We start from the raw sequence: 22117 nt of genomic DNA, 5'->3' as shown, positions 1-22117 counted from the left end.
AGCCTTCGGCGAGAGTATTTTTGAAAAGATGAAGGGGCGGTCAGGATCTGGCCGCCTCTTTCAGTTTGTAGATCAGGTCGAGTGCGTCCCGCGGGGTCAGTTCGTCCGGCAGAACTTGATCTAGCAGGTCGGTGACGGGCGAGGCTTTTGGTGCCGGCGGCGGTGGAGGTGGCGCAGCCGAAAACAAAGGCAGGTCGTCGATCAGGGCCTTTTGTTTGCCACCTTCGCGTTCGGTTTTTTCCAGCTGGTCCAGAACAATGCGGGCTCGTTCGACCACAGATGCCGGCAATCCGGCGAGCTGCGCGACCTGAACTCCGTAGGATCTGTCGGCTGCACCCTTGTGAACTTCGTGAAGGAAGATGACTTCACCCTCCCATTCCTTGACGGCGACAGTCGCGTTTTCGACGCCTTCCAGTTGTCCGGCAAGAGCGGTCAGTTCGTGGTAGTGCGTGGCAAACAAGGCGCGGCACTGGTTGGCGGCGTGCAGATGTTCCAGCGTGGCCCATGCGATGGACAGACCGTCATAGGTGGCGGTGCCGCGGCCAATCTCGTCGAGGATGACCAGCGCGCGGTCGTCGGCCTGATTGAGAATGGCGGCGGTTTCGACCATTTCCACCATAAAAGTTGAGCGGCCCCTTGCTAGATCGTCCGAGGCTCCGACGCGGCTGAACAACTGGCTGACGATGCCGATGTGGGCCTGTTCCGCCGGAACATAGCTGCCCATCTGCGCCAGCAGGGCGATCAGAGCGTTCTGGCGCAGGAAGGTTGATTTACCAGCCATGTTCGGGCCGGTCAGCAGCCAGATCGCAGCACCCTTGTCGGCCGTTAAATCGCAGTCATTGGCGATGAAGGCATCGCCCGATTGCTGACGCAGGGCGTGTTCGACTACCGGATGTCTGCCGCCCCGGACGTCGAAGGCGCGCGAATTGTCGACCTGTGGGCGACACCAGTTTTCTCCACGTGCCAGATCGGCGAGGGCGTTTGTTAAATCCAGTTCGGCCAAACCGCGCGCGGCCTGGTTGAGACGGGCGGCGAGGGTCAGAATCTCGCCAGAAAGCCTTTGATAGAGTCGCTTTTCGATTTCAAGCGCCAGATTACCAGCATTCAGGATACGGGTTTCGATCTCGGAGAGTTCCACAGTCGTGAATCGGACCTGATTGGCGGTGGTCTGGCGGTGGATATAGGTTTCCGAGAACGGCGGGTTCAGCATTTTCTCGGCATGGGTGGCCGTGGTTTCGATGAAATAGCCCAGCACGTTGTTGTGCTTGATCTTCAGTGACGTGATGCCGGTATGTTCAGCGTATTTCTGTTGAAAGCCTGCGATGACGGAACGGCCTTCGTCGCGCAGCGTACGGGCCTCGTCCAGCTCTGTGTCATACCCCGGGGCGATGAAACCACCGTCGCGGGCCAGCAGCGGGGGTTCTGCGACAAGGGCTTCATCAAGCAGGTTCAACAGGTCGTCGAAACCAACCAGATTTTGCAACGACGTTGCCAGAAGGACAGGCAGGTCCCGGTCCGCACAAAGCTCGGCAATTGCCGCTGCCTGTGTCAGGCCGTTGCGAATGGCCGCGAGATCGCGCGGACCGCCGCGATCCAGTGACAGGCGAGACAGGGCCCGATCCAGATCAGGGGTTTTCCTCAGCGCCTCGCGCAGGTCCGAAGCGATCAGGCTGTCTTCGGTCGCAAAACTCACCGCATCCAACCGCCCGTGGATGACATTCAGATTGCGGGAGGGGCTGGAGAGGCGCTGCTCCAAAAGACGCGCGCCGCCCGGTGTGACGGTTCGGTCGACCACAGACAGCAGTGAACCGGCGCGGCCTCCAGACAGGGATCGGGTGAGTTCCAGATTGCGCCGAGTTGCGCTGTCGATCTGAACAACGCGGTCTTCGGATTCCTTGAGCGGGGTTTGCAGCAGCGGCAGTTTGCCCTTTTGTGTGATTTCCAGATAGGCGATCAGCGCGCCCATTGCTGAAATCTCAGCGCGTCCAAAACTGCCAAATGCGTCTAGGGCGCTTACGTGAAACAATCCGCAGATGCGCTTTTCCGCCGCGGTGCTGTCAAAGCTGGCGCGCCCGATCGGGGTGAGCGAGACACCCAGATCCATGACGGGTTCATTCAGCTTGTCTTGCACCCCATCGGCCACGATCAATTCGGACGGTGCCAGACGGGCAAGCTCGGGACTTAGCCGGACAGAGGTCAAAGGCATCACGTGAAACGCCCCGGTCGAGATATCGGCCCAGGCCAAGGCGGCTTCATCCCGGACCTCGGCATAAGCGGCCAGAAAGTTGTGGCGGCGAGCCTCCAACAACGCGTCTTCGGTCAGCGTGCCGGGTGTCACAAGACGCACAACATCGCGCTTTACGACCGATTTAGAGCCTCTTTTCTTCGCTTCCGCCGGGCTTTCCATCTGCTCGCAGACGGCGACTCGGAAACCTTTTCGGATCAGTGTCAGCAGATACCCTTCGGCGGAATGCACGGGCACGCCGCACATGGGGATGTCGGCTCCGTTGTGCTTGCCACGCTTGGTCAGCGCGATATCCAGCGCCTCGGCGGCGTTGACGGCGTCTTCAAAGAACATCTCGTAAAAATCGCCCATGCGATAAAACAGCAGGGCGTTGGCATAGGCCTCTTTGATTTCGAGATATTGCGCCATCATCGGCGTGACTGTGGACAAGGCTGATCCCTTCTGGCGTATTCCGGACGCGACCTTACAAATCCCGCATCTTCTGTAAAAGCCGAAAACTCATTCCCGTTGAGGCGCGCGTTCTCCTGCGCTATGAGGCAATCGTCCCGCAGATGTAAAGAAACGACCCATCACATGCCCAAAGCGAAGATCACCAACGAAGAGGCGCTGGCCTTTCACCTGGAACCAACCCCCGGAAAATGGGAGGTGCAGGCCACCGTTCCCATGACCACGCAGCGGGACCTGTCGCTGGCCTACAGCCCCGGTGTGGCCGTTCCCTGTGAAGCCATCGCTGAATCGCCCGAAACGGCCTATGACTACACCAACAAGGGCAACCTGGTGGCCGTGATTTCGAACGGGACCGCTGTGCTGGGTCTGGGAAATCTGGGCGCGCTGGGCTCGAAACCGGTGATGGAAGGCAAATCGGTCCTGTTCAAACGGTTCGCCGATGTGAACTCGATCGACATCGAACTGGATACCGAGGACCCGGATGAGTTCTGCCGCGCCGTGCGTCTGATGGGGCCGACTTTTGGCGGCATCAATCTTGAGGATATCAAAGCGCCCGAATGCTTCATCATCGAACAGCGTCTGAAGGAAGAAATGGACATTCCGGTCTTCCACGACGACCAGCACGGCACTGCGGTGATCTGTGCGGCGGGTCTGCTGAACGCGCTGCATATCTCGGGCAAGAAGATCGAGGACGTAAAGATCGTCCTGAACGGCGCGGGTGCTGCAGGGATCGCCTGTATCGAACTGCTCAAGGCGATGGGCGCGCGGCATGACAACTGTATTGTCTGCGACACCAAGGGTGTGATCTATCAGGGCCGGACCGAGGGTATGAACCAGTGGAAGTCGGCCCACGCGATTTCGACCGAGCTGCGTACGCTGGACGAGGCCATGAAGGGTGCCGACGTCTTCCTGGGCGTGTCGGTCAAGGGTGCGGTCACGCAGGACATGGTGGCCAGCATGGCCGACAATCCGGTGATCTTTGCGATGGCGAACCCCGACCCCGAGATCACTCCGGAAGAAGCGCACGAGGTTCGGGTAGATGCCATCGTTGCAACCGGTCGCAGCGACTATCCGAACCAGGTGAACAACGTTCTGGGTTTTCCCTACCTGTTCCGCGGGGCGCTGGACATCCATGCCCGTGCCATCAATGACGAGATGAAGATCGCTTGTGCCCATGCTTTGGCCAATCTGGCACGCGAGGACGTGCCGGATGAGGTTGCGATGGCCTATGGCAAATCTCTGACATTCGGACGGGATTACATCATTCCGACACCGTTTGACCCGCGCCTGATCCATCGTATCCCGCCTGCCGTGGCCAAGGCTGGGATGGATACCGGTGCGGCCCGCCGTCCGATCATCGACATGGACGCCTATGAGCTGAGCCTGAAGTCCCGCATGGACCCGACGGCCAGCATCCTGCGCGGTCTGAACGCCCGCGCCCGCGCCGCGCAAAGCCGGATGATCTTTGCCGAGGGTGACGATCCCCGTGTGTTGCGCGCAGCCGTGATGTATCAGCGTTCGGGCTTCGGCAAGGCCCTGGTCGTTGGCCGACCCGATGACGTCAAGAAAAAGCTTGAGGACGCCGGCCTCGGGGACGCAGTGCGTGAGTTGGAGGTCGTGAATGCAGCAAACACCACGCATCTCGAGACTTACAAATCTTTCCTGTACAATCGGCTTCAGCGTAAAGGCTTTGATTCCAAGGATATTCACCGCCTTGCCGCGCGGGACAGGCATGTGTTTTCATCCCTGATGCTGGCCCACGGCCACGCAGACGGGCTTGTGACCGGTGCGACGCGCAAATCCGCGCATGTTCTGGATCGTATCAATCACGTGTTCGATGCCGACGCCACCCATGGAGCGGCCGGGGTTACGGCGCTGCTGCATAAGGGGCGCATCGTTCTGATCGGCGACACGCTTGTCCATGAATGGCCGGACGAGAACGACCTGGCCACAATCGCCGAACGCTCGGCCGCCGTGGCGCGCCATATGGGGATCGAGCCGCGGGTCGCCTTTGTCAGCTTCTCGACCTTCGGGTATCCGGTCTCGGAACGTGCGGAAAAGATGCACCGCGCGCCAGCGGTTCTGGACCAGCGCGGCGTCAACTTCGAATACGAAGGCGAGATGACCGTGGATGTTGCGCTGAACGTGGATCAGCAGGCGGCCTATCCGTTTTCGCGCCTGACCGGCCCGGCCAATATCCTGATCGTGCCTGCGCGTCACTCAGCGTCGATTTCAACCAAGCTGATGCAGGAAATGGGCGGCGCGACGGTGATTGGCCCGATCCTGTCCGGGGTCGACAAGCCGATCCAGATCTGCTCGACCGTATCGACGGCGAATGACATTCTGAATATGGCCATCCTGGCCTCTTGCGATATCGGGTAAGTCATGACGATCTGGAACCTCGGTTCAATCAACGCGGATATGGTTTACGCACTGCCGCACCTGCCTGCGCCGGGGGAAACTCTGGCCGCAAATGGGCTGGAGCGTTTTTTGGGCGGCAAAGGGGCGAACATGTCCGTCGCCGCTGCGCGGGCCGGGTCGCATGTCTGCCATATCGGGGCGGTTGGTCCAGATGGGCGCTGGGCAAAGGACCGGCTGACAGAATACGGCGTGGACACCCGCCACATTGCCGAAGTTGACACACCTACAGGCCATGCGATCATCGCGGTGGATGCGCAGGGCGAGAACCTGATCGTCCTGTACCCTGGCGCCAATCATGCATTGCAGGCGGATCAGTTGGGCCAAGCACTGTCCGCGACCGATACCGGCGATCTGCTGGTGATGCAGAACGAAACCAACGCGCAGGTCGAAGCGGCCCGGCTGGGGCACGAACTGGGTCTGACCGTCTGTTACGCCGCAGCCCCGTTTCAGGCCGATGCGGTCAAGGCGGTTTTACCTTACCTCGATTTCCTGATCCTGAACGAGGTGGAGGCCGAGCAGCTACAGCAGGAAACCGGTCTGAACGCCAATGATCTGCCCGTCCGGCATGTCATCGTAACCCTCGGATCAAAAGGCGCGCGCTACTATCAACGGGGTGCCGAACCACAGGACTTTCCAGCCCATGCGGTCAAGGCTGTTGATACAACGGGCGCGGGGGATACATTCACCGGCTACGTACTGGCTGGAATGGACCGGGGGCTGCCGATGGAGCAGGCCATCGCACAGGCGACCCGCGCCGGCGCACTGATGGTCATGCGGCACGGTACGGCTGACGTTATTCCCGATCTGAAGGAAGTGCGGGCAGCTCGGTTCGACTAGGACCCGGCGAAGGGTGCATCTCTGCCCCACAGTTGTTTGACCCGCGCATCGCGTCCGCATGCTTTGCGGTAGGCCTTGTAAGCGCTGCTCTGACGTTTGGGGCCAAAGCGGGTTAAGACCAGTTTGTCGCCTTTGTAATAATCCTGATGGTATTTTTCGGCCGGGTAGAACGTGGATGCGTTCAGAATGGGCGTGACCACCGTTTGCCCCAATGCGGATTGCGCGCTGGACTTGGCTTTTTCCGCCAACGCCTTTTCCCCTGTGTTAGAGACGAAAATGGCCGTCCGATAGCTGTCGCCCCGGTCGCAGAACTGCCCACCGGCATCGGTTGGGTCGACCGAGCGGAAAAACATGTTCAGCAGCGTTTCACGTGACACACGCGACGGATCGAATGTGATCTGAACGGCTTCGTAGTGCCCTGTTCCTCCACGTGTCACCTGTTTGTAGGTCGGATTGTCCACCGTGCCGCCCGTATAACCCGAAACGGCGCCGGTCACGCCGGGGACGGATTCAAAATCGGATTCAACACACCAGAAACAGCCACCCGCAACCGTCAGTGTCTCGGTCCCGGCGGCAGGCGCGGGCAGTGCGCGCAGCAGCGCGGCCAGAACGATCAGAATGAAAAGCAGGGTCGGTTTGAAACAAACGGCATTTGCAGTCCGGGTCATGGCAGGTCTCCTTCCAGAGACAGGCTGCCCCGTGTTCCCCGATCATGCAATCCGCTGACATCGTTTGTCACATGCTGGTGAAACGAAGTTATCGCGCGCTAACCCAGCAACTGCCCCAGCTTCATCGCCACGCCCATGTTGCCCGAGATTTTCAGCTTGCCCATCGCGATGCCTGTCATCGGGTTCAGCTTGCCGGTCAACAGCTTTGTCAGGTTGTCCCTGGAAATCCGAATGGTGCAGTCAGTGTCCTGATCCGTCGTCGACGCCATGTTGTCCGCCAGAACGATGACGCCATCCGCGCCGCAATCGAATTTGAGCGATCCGTCAAAGCTTTTGCCGTTCAGACCTTTCTGAATTCCGTCGGCGATCTCTTGCAGCATGTGTTGTCCTTTCCCCAATTGACCTTTGCGTAAGGACAAACGGGGGCCGCGGGCAAGGGTGACGCAACAGGAACCAGAGCACGCAACAAAAAAACCCCGGCACCGGATTGCGGGCCGGGGTTTCAGAATTCGGTCGAGCAGGGCTTATTTTGAAAGCCGCTTGTCCCGCGCCGCCAGTAGTTTCAGGCGCAGGGCGTTCAGCTGGATGAATCCGGCTGCGTCCTTCTGATCATAGGCACCGGCGTCTTCCTCGAAGGTCACATGCGCCTCGGAATACAGCGAATGATCCGACCAGCGGCCCACGGTCGAGGCCAGGCCTTTGTACAGTTTCACACGCACGGTGCCGGTGACGTGGTCCTGAGACCTGTCAATTGCGGCCTGCAGCATTTCCCGCTCGGGCGAGTACCAAAAGCCGTTGTAGATCAGCTCGGCATATTGCGGCATCAGCTGGTCTTTCAGATGCATCGCGCCGCGGTCCATTGTAATGGACTCGATCCCGCGATGCGCCTCCAGCAGGATGGTGCCGCCTGGCGTTTCATAGATGCCGCGCGATTTCATGCCCACGAACCGGCCTTCGACCAGGTCCAGACGGCCGATACCGTGCTTGCCGCCATATTCGTTCAGCTTGGTCAGGATGGTCGCGGGGCTCATTGCCTCACCATTGATGCTGACCGCATCGCCTTTTTCAAAGCCGATTTCGATGTATTCCGGCTCGTTCGGCGCATCCTCGGGGTGGACGGTGCGCTGGTAGACATAGTCGGGCGCCATATCGGCGGGATCTTCCAGAACCTTGCCCTCGGACGAGGTGTGCAGCAGGTTGGCGTCGACAGAGAAGGGTGCCTCGCCACGCTTGTCTTTGGCAATCGGGATCTGGTTCGCCTCGGCGAATTCCAGCAGCTTGGTGCGGCTGGTCAGGTCCCACTCGCGCCACGGGGCGATGACCTTGATGTCGGGGTTCAGCGCGTAGGCCGCCAGTTCAAAGCGCACCTGATCGTTGCCCTTGCCGGTTGCGCCGTGGGCGACAGCATCGGCGCCGGTCGCTTCGGCAATTTCAACCAGACGTTTCGAGATCAGCGGACGCGCAATCGAGGTGCCCAGCAGGTACAGACCTTCGTACTGCGCATTGGCACGGAACATGGGGAAGACGAAATCGCGGACAAATTCCTCGCGGATGTCCTCGATATAGATGTTTTCGGGCTTGATCCCCAGCAGCTCAGCCTTTTTGCGGGCGGGTTCCAGTTCCTCACCCTGACCCAGGTCGGCGGTAAAGGTCACGACCTCACAGCCATACTCGGTCTGCAGCCATTTCAGAATGATCGAGGTATCAAGGCCACCGGAATAGGCCAGAACAACTTTCTTGGGCGCGGACATCTGACTTCCCCTTATGCGTAGAACGCTTGGCCCCTAGCGGGTTTTGGACCCGGGGGCAAGCTGTGTGGATTGACGCAGGGCGGGAATTGGGGTGAAACAGTTGGAAAGAGAACAAGGATTGGTTGAGAGGGCGGTTTTCAGATGCTGGGTTGGGAGATTTTTGCGCATTCGGTGCGGATGGTATTCGGGAATTTCAGACAGGTTTTGCAGATCGCACTGGGACCGGCCGTGATCGCAACCGCCGTGATCGTCGGGCTGTTTCTGCTGCTGGGAATTCCACTCGAGTCGTTTGATGACACCGCCAATGCGTCGCCAGAAAACCTTGGTTCGATTACGGTCTTTACCTTTTTGGTTGTCGTCGTGGTGTTCATCGTGATGTTCTGGATCGCCGTGTCCTGGCACAGGTTCATATTGTTGGAGGAATACCCCAGCGGGCTGTTGCCCACATTCCGCTTCGACAGAATTCTCGCTTATCTGGGCCGCTTTGTTTTGTTGGGCCTGTTGATGGCAATCGGGCTCATACCGGTCGGACTAATTCTGTCTGTCCTGGGTGAAAGCGCCGGACTGATCGCGGTTGTCATAAGCTTCGGTGCCGCGCTAGTTCTGGTTGTTTGCTTCTACCGCTTGTCCATCATCCTGCCGGCTGCCGCGATCGGCAACCCGATTACACTGGGCGATGCATGGAACCGAACATCGGGTGTGGCTGGGGCGATTGTTGTTCTGCTAGTGGTCAGTTTTGTGTTTCAGATCCTGGTGCAGTTTGCGCTTGCGGCGCTTGCCATTATCCCGGTTCTGGGCGTTTTGCTGACCGTGTTTTTCGGATCTCTCATTCTGCCGATGATCAATGTCAGCATCCTGACCACGATGTATGGGATCTTTGTCGAAAAACGCGAACTCACCTGAGCCGCGTACACATATGTATTCCTTGCCCTTCTCGCACTGATGCGGCACTGAAACGGTCATGACTGATTTCATGACCCGCGCCCGTGCCGCCGAACAGGCGATGCGCACCGTGTTTCCGCCAACGCCGTTGCAGCGGAACGCCCATCTGTCCGACCGGTTTGGGGCTGATATCTGGCTCAAGCGTGAAGACCTCAGCCCTGTGCGGTCTTACAAGATCCGGGGCGCGTTCAACGCCATGCGCAAGCAACCGGGTCAGGATCTGTTTGTGTGCGCCAGTGCGGGCAATCACGCGCAGGGCGTGGCCTATATGTGCAAGCACATGGGTGTGAACGGTGTGATTTTCATGCCCGTGACCACCCCGCAGCAAAAAATTCAGAAAACCCGCATCTTTGGCGGCGACAATATCGAGATTCATCTGACCGGGGACTATTTCGACGACACGCTGAAGGCGGCGCAAAAATGGTGTGCGGAAAAAGGCGGGCATTTCCTGTCGCCGTTCGACGATGAGGATGTGATCGAAGGGCAGGCCTCCCTTGCGGTCGAGATCGAGGAACAGCTGGGCGGTGTGCCTGATCACCTGCTGTTGCCGGTGGGCGGTGGCGGGATGTCGGCGGGTGTGGCGACCTGGTTCGGGGATCGCACCCATTGCCTGTTCGTGGAACCGGCAGGCGGGGCCTGCCTGCGCGCGGCGCTGGCGGCGGGTCATCCGGTGGCGCTGGATCGCGTCGACACATTTGTCGATGGCGCCGCCGTCGGCCGGATTGGCGAAAAGCCCTTTGAACTGCTGCGCAATTGCCACCTGTCGGATGTCCTGGTGATGTCCGAAGATCGTATCTGCGCCACCATGATAGAGATGCTGAATGTCGAAGGCATCGTTCTGGAGCCCGCCGGCGCGCTGGCGGTCGAGGCGGTGACGGATGTTCAAAGCTTTGTGCGCAGCAAGACGGTGGTTTGCGTCACCTCGGGCGGCAACTTCGATTTCGAGCGTCTGCCCGAAGTGAAGGAGCGGGCGCAGCGCTATTCCGGCGTCAAAAAGTATTTCATCCTACGCCTGCCCCAGCGCCCCGGTGCGTTGAAAGAGTTTCTGGGCATTCTCGGCCCCGAGGATGACATCGCGCGCTTCGAATATATGAAGAAATCGGCGCGCAATTTCGGCTCGGTCCTGATCGGGATCGAAACCCGCAAGCCGGAAAACTTCATGCGGCTGTTTGCGCATCTGGACGAGGCCGGGTTCACCTATACCGACATAACTGAAGACGAAACACTGGCCCAGTTTGTGATCTGAGCGCAAAAAACAGCCTCTAACTAAGGCTCTCCGCCCGGTTTGCTAAAAATACTGCCCGGGATTCATCGTAGGCGGTCAGGATTGCGTTCAGATCCACATTGTCGCCTTCACCGGCTGCTGCCCGCCGTTCGCCATCCTGGCAAAGTTTGGAAAACTGATCGAATCCCAGGCTCAGCGCGCTGCCCTTCAGGAAATGCAGGTTTTGTTCCAGTTCTGCCCGCGTGGTATCATTGTGCAAACGCGCAAGAGCTTCCTGAACCTCGTCGAGAAAGATCTGCACCACCTCGTCAAACTCGTCGGCGCCAACCTCATCCCGCAATTGTCTGACCCTGTGCCAGTGGATCATGGTGCCCTTCCCGCCTCGTTCTGTTGGCCATGGAATTAACATCTGTGCGGTAAAGGTCCGGTTAAGCCGGTCGAAGAAACCTCGGATTGCACCTTCATCGGATGTTAAATCACCGCGCGCTAGGGTTGTGACATTCGAAAACGCGTGCGGTGCAGAGGGTGATGGTGTCAGGACCCGGACAGGCGGAAGCCAGCGCAGAGCTGGAGTTTGGTGCGATCCGCAGGGTGCTGGTCGTGGATGACAGCCGCCTGCAACGGCGCATTCTGGTCGCATCCCTCAGAAAATGGGGGTTCGAGGTGATCGAGGCGGACGGCGGTGAAGCCGCCATTGCCTTATGTGCCGAAAGCCTTCCGGATCTGGTTGTCAGCGATTGGGTCATGCCGGGGATGAGCGGGCTGGAATTCTGCCGCGCCTTCCGGGCGCTGGGCGGCGATCACTACAGCTATTTCATCCTTCTAACTTCCAAAAGCGAAAAGCAGGAGGTCGCGCGCGGGCTGGATGCCGGTGCAGACGATTTTCTGATCAAACCGCTCGAGGCGGATGAGTTGCGCGCCCGTATCTCGGCCGGTGCACGCATTCTGGATATGCAACGCGAACTGTCGGAAAAGAACCGTCTGATCGAAAACGCGCTGAACGAGTTGAAGCAGGCCCACGACGCCATCGACAAGGACCTGATGCAGGCCCGAAAGATCCAGCAGTCACTGGTGCCCGAGTTCAGCCGGGAATTCGGCAAATCCCGGGTCAGTCTGTTGCTCAAACCATGTGGCCACATTGGCGGTGACCTTGTTGGCATGTTTTCCCCCGGCATCAATCGCCTTGGGTTTTACAGCATTGATGTGTCCGGGCACGGCATCACTTCGGCGATGATGACGGCGCGTCTTGGCGGGTATCTGTCAAGCACACACTTCGATCAGAACGTGGCGATGGAGCGTCGGTTCGACAAGTTCTATGCCTTGCTTCCACCGGAACAGGTCGCTGCAACGCTCAACTCACGCCTGATGGCGGATGCCGGTGTCGAAGAATATTTCACGATGGTCTACGCCATTGTCGATTTGCGCAACGGTCATGTGAAAATGGTGCAAGCAGGGCATCCGCACCCGCTTCTGCTGCGCCAGGATGGCAGCGCTGAGTTTCTGGGTGAGGGCGGTCTGCCGATCGGCTTGCTGCCGGATGTTCACTTCCAACAGACCGAACTCTACCTCAAGCCCGGCGACAGGTTGATGCTGTATTCCGATGGGTTCACGGAATGCCGCCTGGCCGATGGCGGTTTGCTGGACGAATCCGGATTGCAGCAAATGGCGCTGGGCTGCGCGTCGGACCGGGCAGGAAGCGAGTTTCTGGACGACATGTTCTGGCAGCTCACCCAGACCGCTTCGCCCGGTGAAGGCATGGACGACGATGTCTCGGCAGTATTTTTTGAGTTTAATGTTTGTTAGAGCCTGTTCAAATGAAGTCTGGCAAAGTGCCGATCGCCGCCGTTGCCCAACATCTCAACCGCGTCCGCGCCATGCATCCACAATGCTTCGTGAAAGGGTTCGCTGGGCGGGCCCATGCGGCGCACAGGCCTTGCGCGATAGATCAGGCAAACCTTTTCGGCCCACAGATCGTATTCCGGCATGAACGTGAACCGTCGAAACGCGCCGATGCGCCGGGGCGCGGCGATTTGCCAACCTGTCTCCTCGTAAACCTCGCGGTGCAGCGCAGTGATCGGGGATTCGCCGGGATCGATACCGCCACCGGGTAACTGAAGGTCTGGCCCAGGTTCGGTCTGGCAGGTCAGCAACAGGTGCCGGCCTCGCGGCAGCAGACCGTAAACGCCCACCCTGCGTATGTACTTGCGCCCCGGTTCCGGGGTTTCACCGAACCGTCTGATCATGTATGGCCCCTTACAACCCAATCTGTTCGACCTATATGGTGGCGGTATGCCAACCCGTGGCGTGTAAGGAAACCCCATGTCTCTTGGAACGAAAATCGCGTGGGACGACACCGTCCTGCCCTTTCAACTCGATGTATCGGATATGCGCGGCCGCGTGGCCCGTCTGGATGGCGTTCTGGACGGCATCCTGAAACAGCACGACTATCCCGAAAAGGTCGAGGCATTGGTGGCCGAGATGGCCCTGCTGACCGCGCTGATCGGACAGACCGTCGCGTTGCGCTGGAAGCTTTCGCTGCAGGTACAGTCCAAGGGTGCGGTGCGGATGATCGCAACGGATTATTACGCGCCTCAAAAAGAGGGTGAGCTTGCCCGCATCCGCGCTTATGCAAGCTTTGACCGCGATCGGCTGACCGATGCCGCGCCGTTTGATCAGGTGGGCGAAGGCTATTTCGCGATTCTGATCGACCAGGGTAAAGGCACACAGCCCTATCAGGGCATCACACCGCTGGCCGGCGGCTCGATTAGCGCCTGCGCCGAAGCATATTTTGCGCAATCCGAACAATTGCCAACCCGGTTTTCACTGAGCTTTGGCAAATCGACTGAACCCGGCGTCGGCGAACACTGGCGCGCGGGCGGTGTCATGTTGCAGCATATGCCCAAGGCCTCGCCCTTTGTGGCGAGCAGTCAGGGCGAGGGCGAAATCCTGACGGCAACGGATTTGGTCGACGGCGAAGAAGGCGAAAACTGGGGCCGGGTCAATATCCTGCTGGATACGGTCGAAGATCTGGAGCTCATCGGGCCCTCGGTGGCACCCACGGACCTGCTGATCCGTCTGTTTCACGAGGAACAGCCCCGCGTTTATGACGCGCAAGCTGTGCAGTTCGGCTGTACCTGTTCCGAGGACCGTGTACGGCAGAGCCTGTCGATCTATTCCGCCAAGGACATCGAAAAGATGACCACTCCCGAAGGTCAGGTGACGGCTGACTGCCAGTTCTGTGGCGCACATTACGTGCTTGACCCCGAAACCGTGGGTTTCGATGCCAAAGAGTCCGGCGGTGCATGACCTGACTGAACAGCTCAGGGCGGCCCTGCGCCGACCGGGCGGTGGGTCCAGCGATTTTGACCTGAACCCCGATGCGGTTCTTCCGCCCGGGCGGAAACTGCGTCCTGCGGGTGTGCTGGTGCCGATTTCGCTGGTCGGGGAGCAGCCGCGCCTGATCCTGACCAAACGGTCGTCGGCCCTGAAACACCATCCCGGGCAGATCGCCTTTCCGGGTGGCAAGCAGGACGGTGACGATGCCGACGTCACCGCCACGGCCTTGCGCGAAGCCCGCGAAGAGATCGCGCTGCCACCTGAACTGCCCGAAATCCTGGGACACCTGCCCGCGCATGAGACCGTGACATCGTTCCAGGTGACACCGGTCGTCGCCATATTGCGGCGGCCTTTCACCCCGATCCCCGAGCCCGGTGAGGTGGAGGAAGTTTTCTCGGTTCCGCTTGCACATGTCCTCAACCCTGCGAATTATATCGTGGAATCGCGTCGTTGGAGGGGCCAAAGACGGCACTATTTCACAGTTCCGTTCGGTCCCTATTACATCTGGGGCGCAACGGCCCGCATGTTGCGGGGATTGGCAGCACGGTTGAATGAATGAAGCGGATTCTTGAACCCTGGGTTACGGAACCGGCAACGCAGAAGGTCTGTGCGGCCCTGACAGAAGCCGGGGCGCAGGCGCTGTTTGTCGGTGGTTGCGTGCGCAACGCTTTGTTGGGCGAACCGGTGTCGGATATCGACATCGCCACAGATGCGCCGCCGGAACGGGTCATGCAGCTTGCCCGGAAAGCGGGGCTCAAGGCTATCCCTACCGGGATTGATCACGGAACCATAACGGTTGTTTGTCACGGCATCGCGCATGAAATCACCACGTTCCGCCGGGACGTGCAAACGGACGGTCGCCGGGCCGTGGTGGCATTTTCGGATAAGGTGGAAGAAGACGCCGCCCGCCGTGATTTCACCATGAATGCTATCTATGCCGCGCCGGACGGGACGGTTCGTGACCCGTTGAACGGCCTGCCGGATCTGAAGGCGCGCCGGGTCCGTTTTATCGGAACCGCCGAACACCGCATTCGCGAGGATTACCTGCGATCCCTGCGCTTTTTCCGGTTTCACGCCTGGTATGGCGATCCGCAGGCCGGGTTCGATCAGGATGCGCTGGCGGCGATTGCGGCTAACCCGGACGGGCTGCGTCAACTGTCGCGCGAACGGGTCGGGGCCGAGTTGCTGAAGCTGCTGGCAGCCCCTGATCCAGCACCGTCGGTGGCGGGAATGCGAAGTACCGGCGTTCTGATGCAAGTGCTGCCCGGGGCGGATGACCGATCTCTGGCACCGCTGATTGCACTGGAACAGCAGGCTGGCGCCTCCCCTGACGCAGTGCGCAGGCTGGCGGCCATTGCAGCACCCGAAGACGCCGCGACCCTGCGCCTTAGCCGGGCGCAACTGCAGCGGCTGACCCGAATGCGGGAAGAGGCCTCGGGGACCGCAAGCGTGGCCGAGTTGGGTTATCGCTATGGCGAAGAGGGTGGATTGCATGAAACCCTGCTGCGCTGTGCGTTGCTGGAACAACCCTGGTCGGATGACCTGAAACAGCAGTTGAAAGCTGGCGCGGCGGCCCGTTTTCCAATCGGTGCAACGGACCTGATCCCCGATTTTTCCGGGCCCGCACTGGGCCAGAAACTTGCCGAACTGGAGCGCCGTTGGATCGAGTCGGGCTTCCGGCTAAGCCGCAAAGAGCTGCTTGCCGATTAGCGCGAGGTCTCAAAAAGGGATGACAAGTCAAATCGTTTGTGGTTACTTGCCCCTGTCACATGGATGGAGGAATGCGAATGTATTACGGGATCTGGTTCGGCTAAAGCCGGAACACTTTGACCCGTAAGGGTGGTGTTCTGGCGCCATCTTTCTTCGCACGCCCCTAGTTTATGCTCAATCGGAGCACTCTCCATGTTTCGCTATTTCGAAAACCTTGTTGACCCTTTTGTCGCCTATACCGAGACCGACACACCGCCGACGCGGCTGTGGCCGTTCATGCTGGACTATTCGAGCCCGTTCTACAGAATCTTCGTCTGGACGGCGCTGATTTCCGTCATCGTGGCCGGGGTCGAGATCGGTCTGATCTACTATATGGGGCGCGTCGTGGACCTGCTCAGCGGATCGCCCACCGAGGTTTGGCAGGCGCATGGAACGGAACTGATCCTGATGGCGGTCTTTGTCCTGTTCTTGCGGCCTTTGTTGCATGTGGTGGACGTGCTGTTGCTGAACAACGCGATCCTGCCGAATTTTGGCACCCTGATCCGGTGGCGCGCGCATAAACACGTGCTGCGCCAGTCTGTTGGCTGGTTTGAAAACGACTTTGCCGGACGTATCGCAAACCGGATCATGCAAACCCCTCCGGCTGCTGGCGAGGTGATTTTTCAGGTCTTCGACGCGATTTCCTTTTCGCTGGCCTATCTGATCGGTGCGGCAATCCTGCTTTATGCGGCAGACGCGCGTCTTCTGATCCCGCTGCTGATCTGGTTCGCGCTCTATGCAGCTCTGGTCCGGTGGACCGTGCGGCGAGTGCAACCGGCGTCAAAGGCGGCGTCTGATGCGCGCTCGAACGTGACCGGGCGGGTGGTGGACAGCTACACCAACATCCATTCGGTGAAGATGTTCGCGCACGATACGCAGGAGCTCGACTACGCCCGCGAAGCGATCGAGGAAACGCGGCGGACCTTTCAGATCGAGATGCGGATCTTCACCGTGATGGATGCCGTTCTGGTCACGCTGAACGGTCTGCTGATCGTCGGCGTTGTGGGCTGGGCCATTTCCCTGTGGATGCAGGGCAGCGCAACGGTCGGTGTGGTTGCCGCCGCCACCGCCCTGACCCTGCGGCTGAATGCCATGACCGGCTGGATCATGTGGGCGCTGACCAGTTTTTTCCGCCAGCTCGGTATCGTTGCCGAAGGGATGGAAACCATAGCGCAGCCGATTGACCTGCTGGACGCACCGAAGGCCGACGATTTGCAGCTGACCAAAGGCCAGATCGAAATCCGCGACCTGTCGCATCACTATGGCCGTGAAACCGGTGGTCTGGATCACGTCGATCTGACAATCCGTCCGGGTGAAAAAATCGGCCTGATCGGGCGATCGGGGGCCGGGAAATCGACCCTGGTCAAGCTGCTTTTGCGGTTTTACGACGTCGAGAGCGGTGCAATCCTGATCGACAATCAGAACATCGCCAACATCACGCAGGACAGTCTGCGCAGCCACATCGGCATGGTCCAGCAGGACAGTGCGCTGTTGCATCGATCGGTGCGGGACAACATCCTCTATGGTCGACCCGATGCCACGGAAGATCAGATGATCGCCGCCGCCAAACAGGCCGAGGCGCATGACTTCATCCTTGACCTGCAAGACCCGCAAGGGCGCACAGGTTACGATGCCCATGTGGGTGAACGCGGCGTGAAACTAAGCGGCGGTCAGCGGCAGCGGGTCACGCTGGCGCGGGTGATCCTGAAGGACGCCCCGATCTTGTTGTTGGACGAGGCGACTTCTGCTCTAGATTCCGAGGTCGAAGCCTCAATTCAGGAAACTCTATACGGCATGATGCAAGGTAAAACCGTAATCGCCATCGCCCACAGGCTCAGCACCATCGCGCAGATGGATCGCATTTTGGTGATGGATGGGGGCCGGATCGTGGAACAGGGCAGGCACTCTGAACTCCTGTCGCAAGGCGGGCTTTACTCGCAGTTCTGGGCGCGGCAGTCTGGCGGCTTCCTGAACCCTGAGGCTGCTGAATGAGGCTTGCAAACCTCATCGATCCTTTCAAAGGTGCTGAAACGCCCCCACCGCAGAAGTTGGGGGCGTTCATTCGCTGGTGCCTGGCGGGGTCCTGGCCGATCCTGTTTGTGGCGGCGCTCCTGTCCATGCTGGGCGGAGCAGCAGAAGTGGCCACCGCGTGGATACTGGGAAAGGTGATCGACATTGCCACCACCAGCGGGCCGGAGAACCTGTTCAATGAACGGAACCTGTGGGCCTTCGGTGGTGCCGCGATCTTTTTGATGCTGTTGCGGCCGATCATCGCGGCCTTGTCGTCCTTCTCGAACAATTACGTTGTGATGCCCAACATTACGCCGCTGGTTCTGGCCCGGTTGAATCGTTGGACGCTGGGCCAGTCGACGACCTATTTCGATGACGATTTTGCCGGCCGGATCGCCCAGAAACAGATGCAGACGTCGAATGCAATGGCGTCGGTGGTGTCGGATGTCATCAGTGCAATCGTATTTGCGCTGGCTTCGCTTGCAGGGTCTTTGCTTTTGTTAGGGTCGATTCACCCGCTGGTCATGCTGCCTTTTGCCGGATGGCTTGCGGTGTATCTGCTGTTGATCCGATGGTACTTACCGCGCATCCGGCTGCGTTCGGCCGCGCGGGCAGGAGCCCGGGCCATGGTGTCGGGGCAGGTGGTGGATACCATCACGAACATCAAGACGGTCAAACTGTTCGCCCATTCCGACAACGAAGATCAGGCCGCGCGTGACGCCATGATGACCCTGCGCGAAAAGTCGCTGGATTTCGGTTGGCTCTCGGCCAGTTTCCGATCCATCCTGATGGCGTTGGCAGGCGTGTTGCCTGTGCTTTTGCTGGGAGCCACACTTTGGTTGTGGCAGGCAGGCATTGCCACGGCGGGCGACATCGTCGCGGCAGGCGCGGTGTCGATCCGGATCGCGCAGATGACAGGCTGGGTCAGTTTCACGCTGATGGGCCTTTATGCCAATGTCGGCGAGATCGAGAATGGCATGAAGACACTGACCAGGCGGGACCGGATCGAAGACCGCAGCGGCGCAACGCATCTGAGCGTCACCGAAGGTCGCATCTCTTTTGAAAATGTCAGTTTCGCCTATGGTCGGGATATCGGTGGGGTTGCTGATCTGAACCTGGCCGTCGCGCCCGGCGAAAAGCTGGGTGTGGTTGGTGCCTCGGGGGCCGGAAAATCGACTTTGGTTTCCCTGCTGCTACGGCTTTATGATCGGGAAGAGGGCGCGATCCTGATTGATGGACAGGACGTTTCTAAGGTGACGCAGGACAGCCTGCGCAGCCAGATCGGGATGGTCACGCAGGAAACGGCGATGTTCAACCGCTCGGCCCGTGAAAATATTCTGTATGGCCGACCCGACGCCACGGAACCCGAACTGATCGCCGCCGCGCGGAAGGCCGAAGCGCATGAATTCATCCTCGGGCTTGAGGATGCGCAGGGTCGAACCGGTTATGAAGCGCATTTGGGGGAGCGGGGCGTCAAGCTTAGCGGTGGTCAGCGCCAGCGAATCGCACTGGCCCGCGCCATTCTGAAGGATGCGCCGATACTGGTTCTGGACGAGGCAACCTCGGCGCTGGATTCCGAGGTTGAGGCATCGATCCAGGCCGCCTTGCATCGCGTCATGCAGGGCAAAACCGTTCTGGCCATCGCCCATCGCCTGTCGACCCTGATCGAGATGGACCGGATTATCGTGCTGGATCATGGACGCATCGTGGAAAGCGGCACCCACGAGGCGCTGCTGGAACAGGGTGGGCTTTATGCCCGGTTCTGGCACCGGCAGTCGGGTGGCTTCATTCAGGCCGAAGCGGCGGAATAAGGCGCAAAGCGTTCGGTCAGGGGTTTTGTTGCGTGCGCAGCCCCGGTATCAGGCCACGCATGACGCAGCAATTCATCATCACCCGTCTTGGCCATCAAGGCGACGGCATCGCCGAAGGCCCGGTCTATGCGCCGCGTACCCTGCCGGGAGAAGCGGTCAGCGGGACGTTGCAGGGCCAGATTCTCGGCGATATCCGCGTGGACGCCCCATCGGAAAACAGGGTCAAGGCGCCGTGCCGCCACTACAAAGCTTGTGGCGGATGCCAGTTGCAACATGCGGCCGACAGTTTTGTCGCGGACTGGAAGGTCGAAGTGGTGCGCAACGCACTGGCAGCACAGGACCTGAGCGCGCCCATGCGTCCGATCCATACGTCGCCGGAACGGTCGCGCCGTCGGGCAACAATCGCGGTGCGTCGAACGAAAAAGGGAACGTTGGCCGGGTTTCACGGGCGCGCTTCGGACACGATCACCGAGATCCCCGATTGCCAGTTGCTCGACCCGGCGCTGGTCGCTGCCATCCCCGTTGCCGAGGCGTTGGCCGTTCTGGGCGGCAGCCGAAAAGGCGTGCTGGCCGTGACGCTGACATTGTCCGAGGCCGGCCTGGATGTATCCGTTCAGGGCGGCAAGCCGCTGGACGGACCGCTGGAACTGGCACTGGCGCAGGCGACTGAGGCAAACGGGCTGGCAAGGCTGGCCTGGGATGGCGAGGTGATCGCCATGCGCACGCCTCCGTTCCAGAGGTTTGGCGAGGCCGAAGTCACCCCGCCGCCCGGCGCATTCCTGCAGGCCACGAAGGACGGAGAACAGGCTCTGATACAGGCAGTTTTGCAGGCCACGCAGGGCGCGAAGCGCGTCGCTGATCTGTTTGCGGGTTGCGGTACGTTCTCGTTACCGCTTGCGGAACAGGCCGAGGTTCACGCTGTCGAAGGCGAAGCGGCGATGACCAAGGCGCTGGACCAGGGCTGGCGCAAGTCCAAAGGTCTGAAACGGATCACGACCGAGGCCCGCGATCTGTTTCGCCGACCCTTGATGCCGGATGAGCTCAAGTCCTTTGACGCCATTGTGCTGGACCCGCCTCGTGCGGGCGCTCAGGCGCAGGTGGCCGAACTGGCGCAGGCGCTGCGTCCGGTCGTGGCCTATGCGTCCTGCAACCCCGTGACCTTTGCGCGGGATGCAAAAATTCTGGTTGATGCCGGATATGCCCTTGAATGGGTACAGGTCGTTGACCAATTTCGGTGGTCGTCACACACCGAACTTGCCGCGCGGTTCACTTTAGGCCCAGCACAATGATCAGACCGGAGATATTCACAATGGGGATCACCCAGCGCCTTTCGACTGTTATCGAAGCCCCGGCATTTGGGCGTTTCATCACCGGTGTCATCATCTTTAACGCCATCTTGCTGGGCATGGAAACTTCGCCGAGTCTGATGGAACGCGCAGGCCCCCTGATCGTGATGCTGGACAGCCTGTGCCTGACAGTCTTTGTGGCCGAGATTGCCATGAAGCTTGTGGCAACCGGTCGGCGGTTCTTTCAAAGCGGCTGGAATATTTTCGATTTTCTGATTGTGGGTATCGCCCTCATTCCGGGAGGTGCGGGCCTGTCAGTGCTGCGGGCGCTGCGTATCCTGCGGGTTCTGCGTGTCATTTCGGTGGCCCCGCGCCTGCGCCGCGTTGTCGAAGGGTTCATCTCGGCGCTTCCCGGCATGGCCAGTGTGTTTCTGCTGATGGCGATCCTGTTCTATATCGGCGCCGTCATCGCGACCAAGCTGTTCTCGCAGTCTTTCCCGGACTGGTTCGGTGATCTGGGCTTGTCCGCCTATACGCTGTTTCAGATCATGACGCTGGAGAGCTGGTCGATGGGCATTGTCCGCCCGGTAATGGAGGTTTATCCCTACGCGTGGATTTTCTTTGTGCCCTTCATCATGGTCACGACCTTTGCCGTGGTGAACCTGCTGGTCGGTCTGATCGTCAACTCGATGCAGGATGCCCACCATGCCGAGGATGAGGTCAAAACCGATGCCTACCGCGATGAGGTTCTGGAGCGTCTGGAAACCATCGAGCGCCACCTGACCAGGCAGTTGAACAGCAAAAAGTGATTTCAAATTTTGCGTTTTCTGGCATAATCATCGCAAAAAAGCAGAAGCAGGCAGTGAACATATGGATCGTCGAGTATTTGGATTAGGGGCGATGGCGACGCTGGCCCTTTCGGCATGTGCATCCGCCAACCCGAAATTTCTGACATATCGCGGACCCGAGGTGACGTCGCTTGTCGTCAACAAGGGCGCGCGCAAGCTGTATCTGTTGCACAACGAACGGATACTGAAAGAATACGATGTCGCGCTGGGCTTTGCGCCTCAAGGCACCAAGACCAAACGCGGTGATGGCCGCACGCCTGAAGGGTCGTACCTGATTGACCGCCGTAACCCGCGCAGCCGCTATCACCTGTCGATCGGGATTTCCTACCCGAATTCGGAAGACATTGCGCAGGCCAAGGCCGCAGGCGTCGATCCGGGCGGTGACATCTTCATTCATGGTGAGCCCAGCCTCAGGTCAGAAATCCGCCGCTCCCGTAAGACGCCCGACTGGACGGCAGGCTGTATCGCCGTAAAAAACAAAGAAATCGAAGAGATTTACGCGATGGTGAACAAAGGCACGCTGATCACCCTGCGCCCCTGA

General features: G+C 59.7%; 19 protein-coding genes. 13 read left to right on the top strand and 6 right to left on the bottom strand.

Annotated features, from left to right (window positions below; translation table 11 throughout):
* Positions 1–40 precede the first annotated feature (40 nt).
* Entirely contained in the window at positions 41–2656 is a 2616-nt protein-coding gene (mutS, locus tag ACR0J2_RS17790) for a DNA mismatch repair protein MutS (RefSeq protein ID WP_480813453.1), read from the bottom strand.
* Between the two features lie 162 nt (positions 2657–2818).
* On the opposite strand from mutS, the gene ACR0J2_RS17785 reads away from it, so the two are divergent.
* Both ACR0J2_RS17785 and ACR0J2_RS17780 read left to right on the top strand, forming a co-directional pair.
* Positions 2819–5074: an NADP-dependent malic enzyme gene (locus tag ACR0J2_RS17785; protein ID WP_170680152.1), complete on the top strand. Its 2256-nt coding sequence runs from the start codon at positions 2819–2821 to the stop codon at positions 5072–5074.
* 3 nt (positions 5075–5077) lie between these two features.
* Positions 5078–5950 (top strand): ribokinase, encoded by an 873-nt coding sequence (locus ACR0J2_RS17780; protein ID WP_170619055.1) that lies wholly within the window; start codon positions 5078–5080, stop codon positions 5948–5950.
* Here ACR0J2_RS17780 and msrA read toward each other — a convergent pair.
* From msrA to ACR0J2_RS17765, 3 genes are all read right to left on the bottom strand, one after another.
* Positions 5947–6618, bottom strand: coding sequence for a peptide-methionine (S)-S-oxide reductase MsrA (msrA, locus tag ACR0J2_RS17775; protein ID WP_480813426.1), 672 nt, complete (start codon positions 6616–6618; stop codon positions 5947–5949). The two genes, ACR0J2_RS17780 and msrA, sit on opposite strands and share 4 nt — an antisense overlap.
* A gap of 98 nt (positions 6619–6716) precedes the next feature.
* The gene (locus ACR0J2_RS17770; RefSeq protein ID WP_170612731.1) at positions 6717–6998 is read right to left on the bottom strand and encodes an SCP2 sterol-binding domain-containing protein; all 282 of its coding nucleotides are present in this window, start codon (positions 6996–6998) and stop codon (positions 6717–6719) included.
* A 144-nt stretch (positions 6999–7142) separates the two neighbouring features.
* Positions 7143–8369, bottom strand: a complete 1227-nt coding sequence (locus ACR0J2_RS17765) for an argininosuccinate synthase (protein WP_480813425.1) — start codon at positions 8367–8369, stop codon at positions 7143–7145.
* A gap of 141 nt (positions 8370–8510) precedes the next feature.
* Between ACR0J2_RS17765 and ACR0J2_RS17760 the strand changes: the two genes are divergently transcribed.
* Together ACR0J2_RS17760 and ilvA are read left to right on the top strand one after the other, a co-directional pair.
* On the top strand, positions 8511–9272 hold the full coding sequence (locus ACR0J2_RS17760; protein ID WP_480813424.1) for a hypothetical protein: 762 nt from the start codon (positions 8511–8513) through the stop codon (positions 9270–9272).
* A 58-nt stretch (positions 9273–9330) separates the two neighbouring features.
* Positions 9331–10557 (top strand): threonine ammonia-lyase IlvA, encoded by a 1227-nt coding sequence (gene ilvA / locus ACR0J2_RS17755; RefSeq protein ID WP_321249913.1) that lies wholly within the window; start codon positions 9331–9333, stop codon positions 10555–10557.
* A gap of 16 nt (positions 10558–10573) precedes the next feature.
* Here ilvA and ACR0J2_RS17750 read toward each other — a convergent pair whose 3' ends face one another.
* On the bottom strand, positions 10574–10903 hold the full coding sequence (locus ACR0J2_RS17750) for an Hpt domain-containing protein (RefSeq protein ID WP_170612723.1): 330 nt from the start codon (positions 10901–10903) through the stop codon (positions 10574–10576).
* A 161-nt stretch (positions 10904–11064) separates the two neighbouring features.
* Between ACR0J2_RS17750 and ACR0J2_RS17745 the strand changes: the two genes are divergently transcribed.
* Complete coding sequence (locus ACR0J2_RS17745; protein WP_170612721.1) at positions 11065–12339, top strand: SpoIIE family protein phosphatase; 1275 nt, start codon at positions 11065–11067, stop codon at positions 12337–12339.
* On the opposite strand, the gene ACR0J2_RS17740 is transcribed toward ACR0J2_RS17745, so the two are convergent.
* Positions 12336–12779 (bottom strand): NUDIX hydrolase, encoded by a 444-nt coding sequence (locus ACR0J2_RS17740; protein ID WP_170612719.1) that lies wholly within the window; start codon positions 12777–12779, stop codon positions 12336–12338. The genes ACR0J2_RS17745 and ACR0J2_RS17740 overlap by 4 nt on opposite strands.
* A 76-nt stretch (positions 12780–12855) precedes the next feature.
* Between ACR0J2_RS17740 and hslO the strand changes: the two genes are divergently transcribed.
* The 8 genes from hslO (at position 12856) to ACR0J2_RS17700 (ending at position 22117) form a co-directional block, all read left to right on the top strand.
* Entirely contained in the window at positions 12856–13842 is a 987-nt protein-coding gene (gene hslO / locus ACR0J2_RS17735) for an Hsp33 family molecular chaperone HslO (RefSeq protein ID WP_480813423.1), read from the top strand.
* A complete protein-coding gene (locus tag ACR0J2_RS17730) occupies positions 13817–14431 on the top strand; it encodes a CoA pyrophosphatase (RefSeq protein ID WP_170612715.1) in 615 nt (204 codons plus the stop codon). The genes hslO and ACR0J2_RS17730 overlap by 26 nt, the downstream gene beginning before the upstream one ends.
* Positions 14428–15582, top strand: coding sequence for a CCA tRNA nucleotidyltransferase (locus ACR0J2_RS17725; protein WP_480813422.1), 1155 nt, complete (start codon positions 14428–14430; stop codon positions 15580–15582). The genes ACR0J2_RS17730 and ACR0J2_RS17725 overlap by 4 nt, the downstream gene beginning before the upstream one ends.
* A 192-nt stretch (positions 15583–15774) precedes the next feature.
* A complete protein-coding gene (locus tag ACR0J2_RS17720) occupies positions 15775–17613 on the top strand; it encodes an ABC transporter ATP-binding protein (protein WP_170612711.1) in 1839 nt (612 codons plus the stop codon).
* Positions 17610–19442, top strand: a complete 1833-nt coding sequence (locus ACR0J2_RS17715; protein ID WP_480813421.1) for an ABC transporter ATP-binding protein — start codon at positions 17610–17612, stop codon at positions 19440–19442. Before ACR0J2_RS17720 ends, ACR0J2_RS17715 begins: the two co-directional genes overlap by 4 nt.
* Before the next feature lie 59 nt (positions 19443–19501).
* Complete coding sequence (locus ACR0J2_RS17710) at positions 19502–20731, top strand: class I SAM-dependent RNA methyltransferase (RefSeq protein WP_480813420.1); 1230 nt, start codon at positions 19502–19504, stop codon at positions 20729–20731.
* Between the two features lie 20 nt (positions 20732–20751).
* Complete coding sequence (locus ACR0J2_RS17705; protein ID WP_480813419.1) at positions 20752–21537, top strand: ion transporter; 786 nt, start codon at positions 20752–20754, stop codon at positions 21535–21537.
* A 61-nt stretch (positions 21538–21598) separates the two neighbouring features.
* Positions 21599–22117 carry a L,D-transpeptidase family protein gene (locus ACR0J2_RS17700; protein ID WP_170612703.1) on the top strand — a complete coding sequence of 173 codons (519 nt, stop codon included), beginning with the start codon at positions 21599–21601 and terminating at the stop codon, positions 22115–22117.

Source organism: Ruegeria sp. CG4 (assembly GCF_056537185.1).
This window is presented reverse-complemented; position numbering and strand designations above follow the sequence as displayed.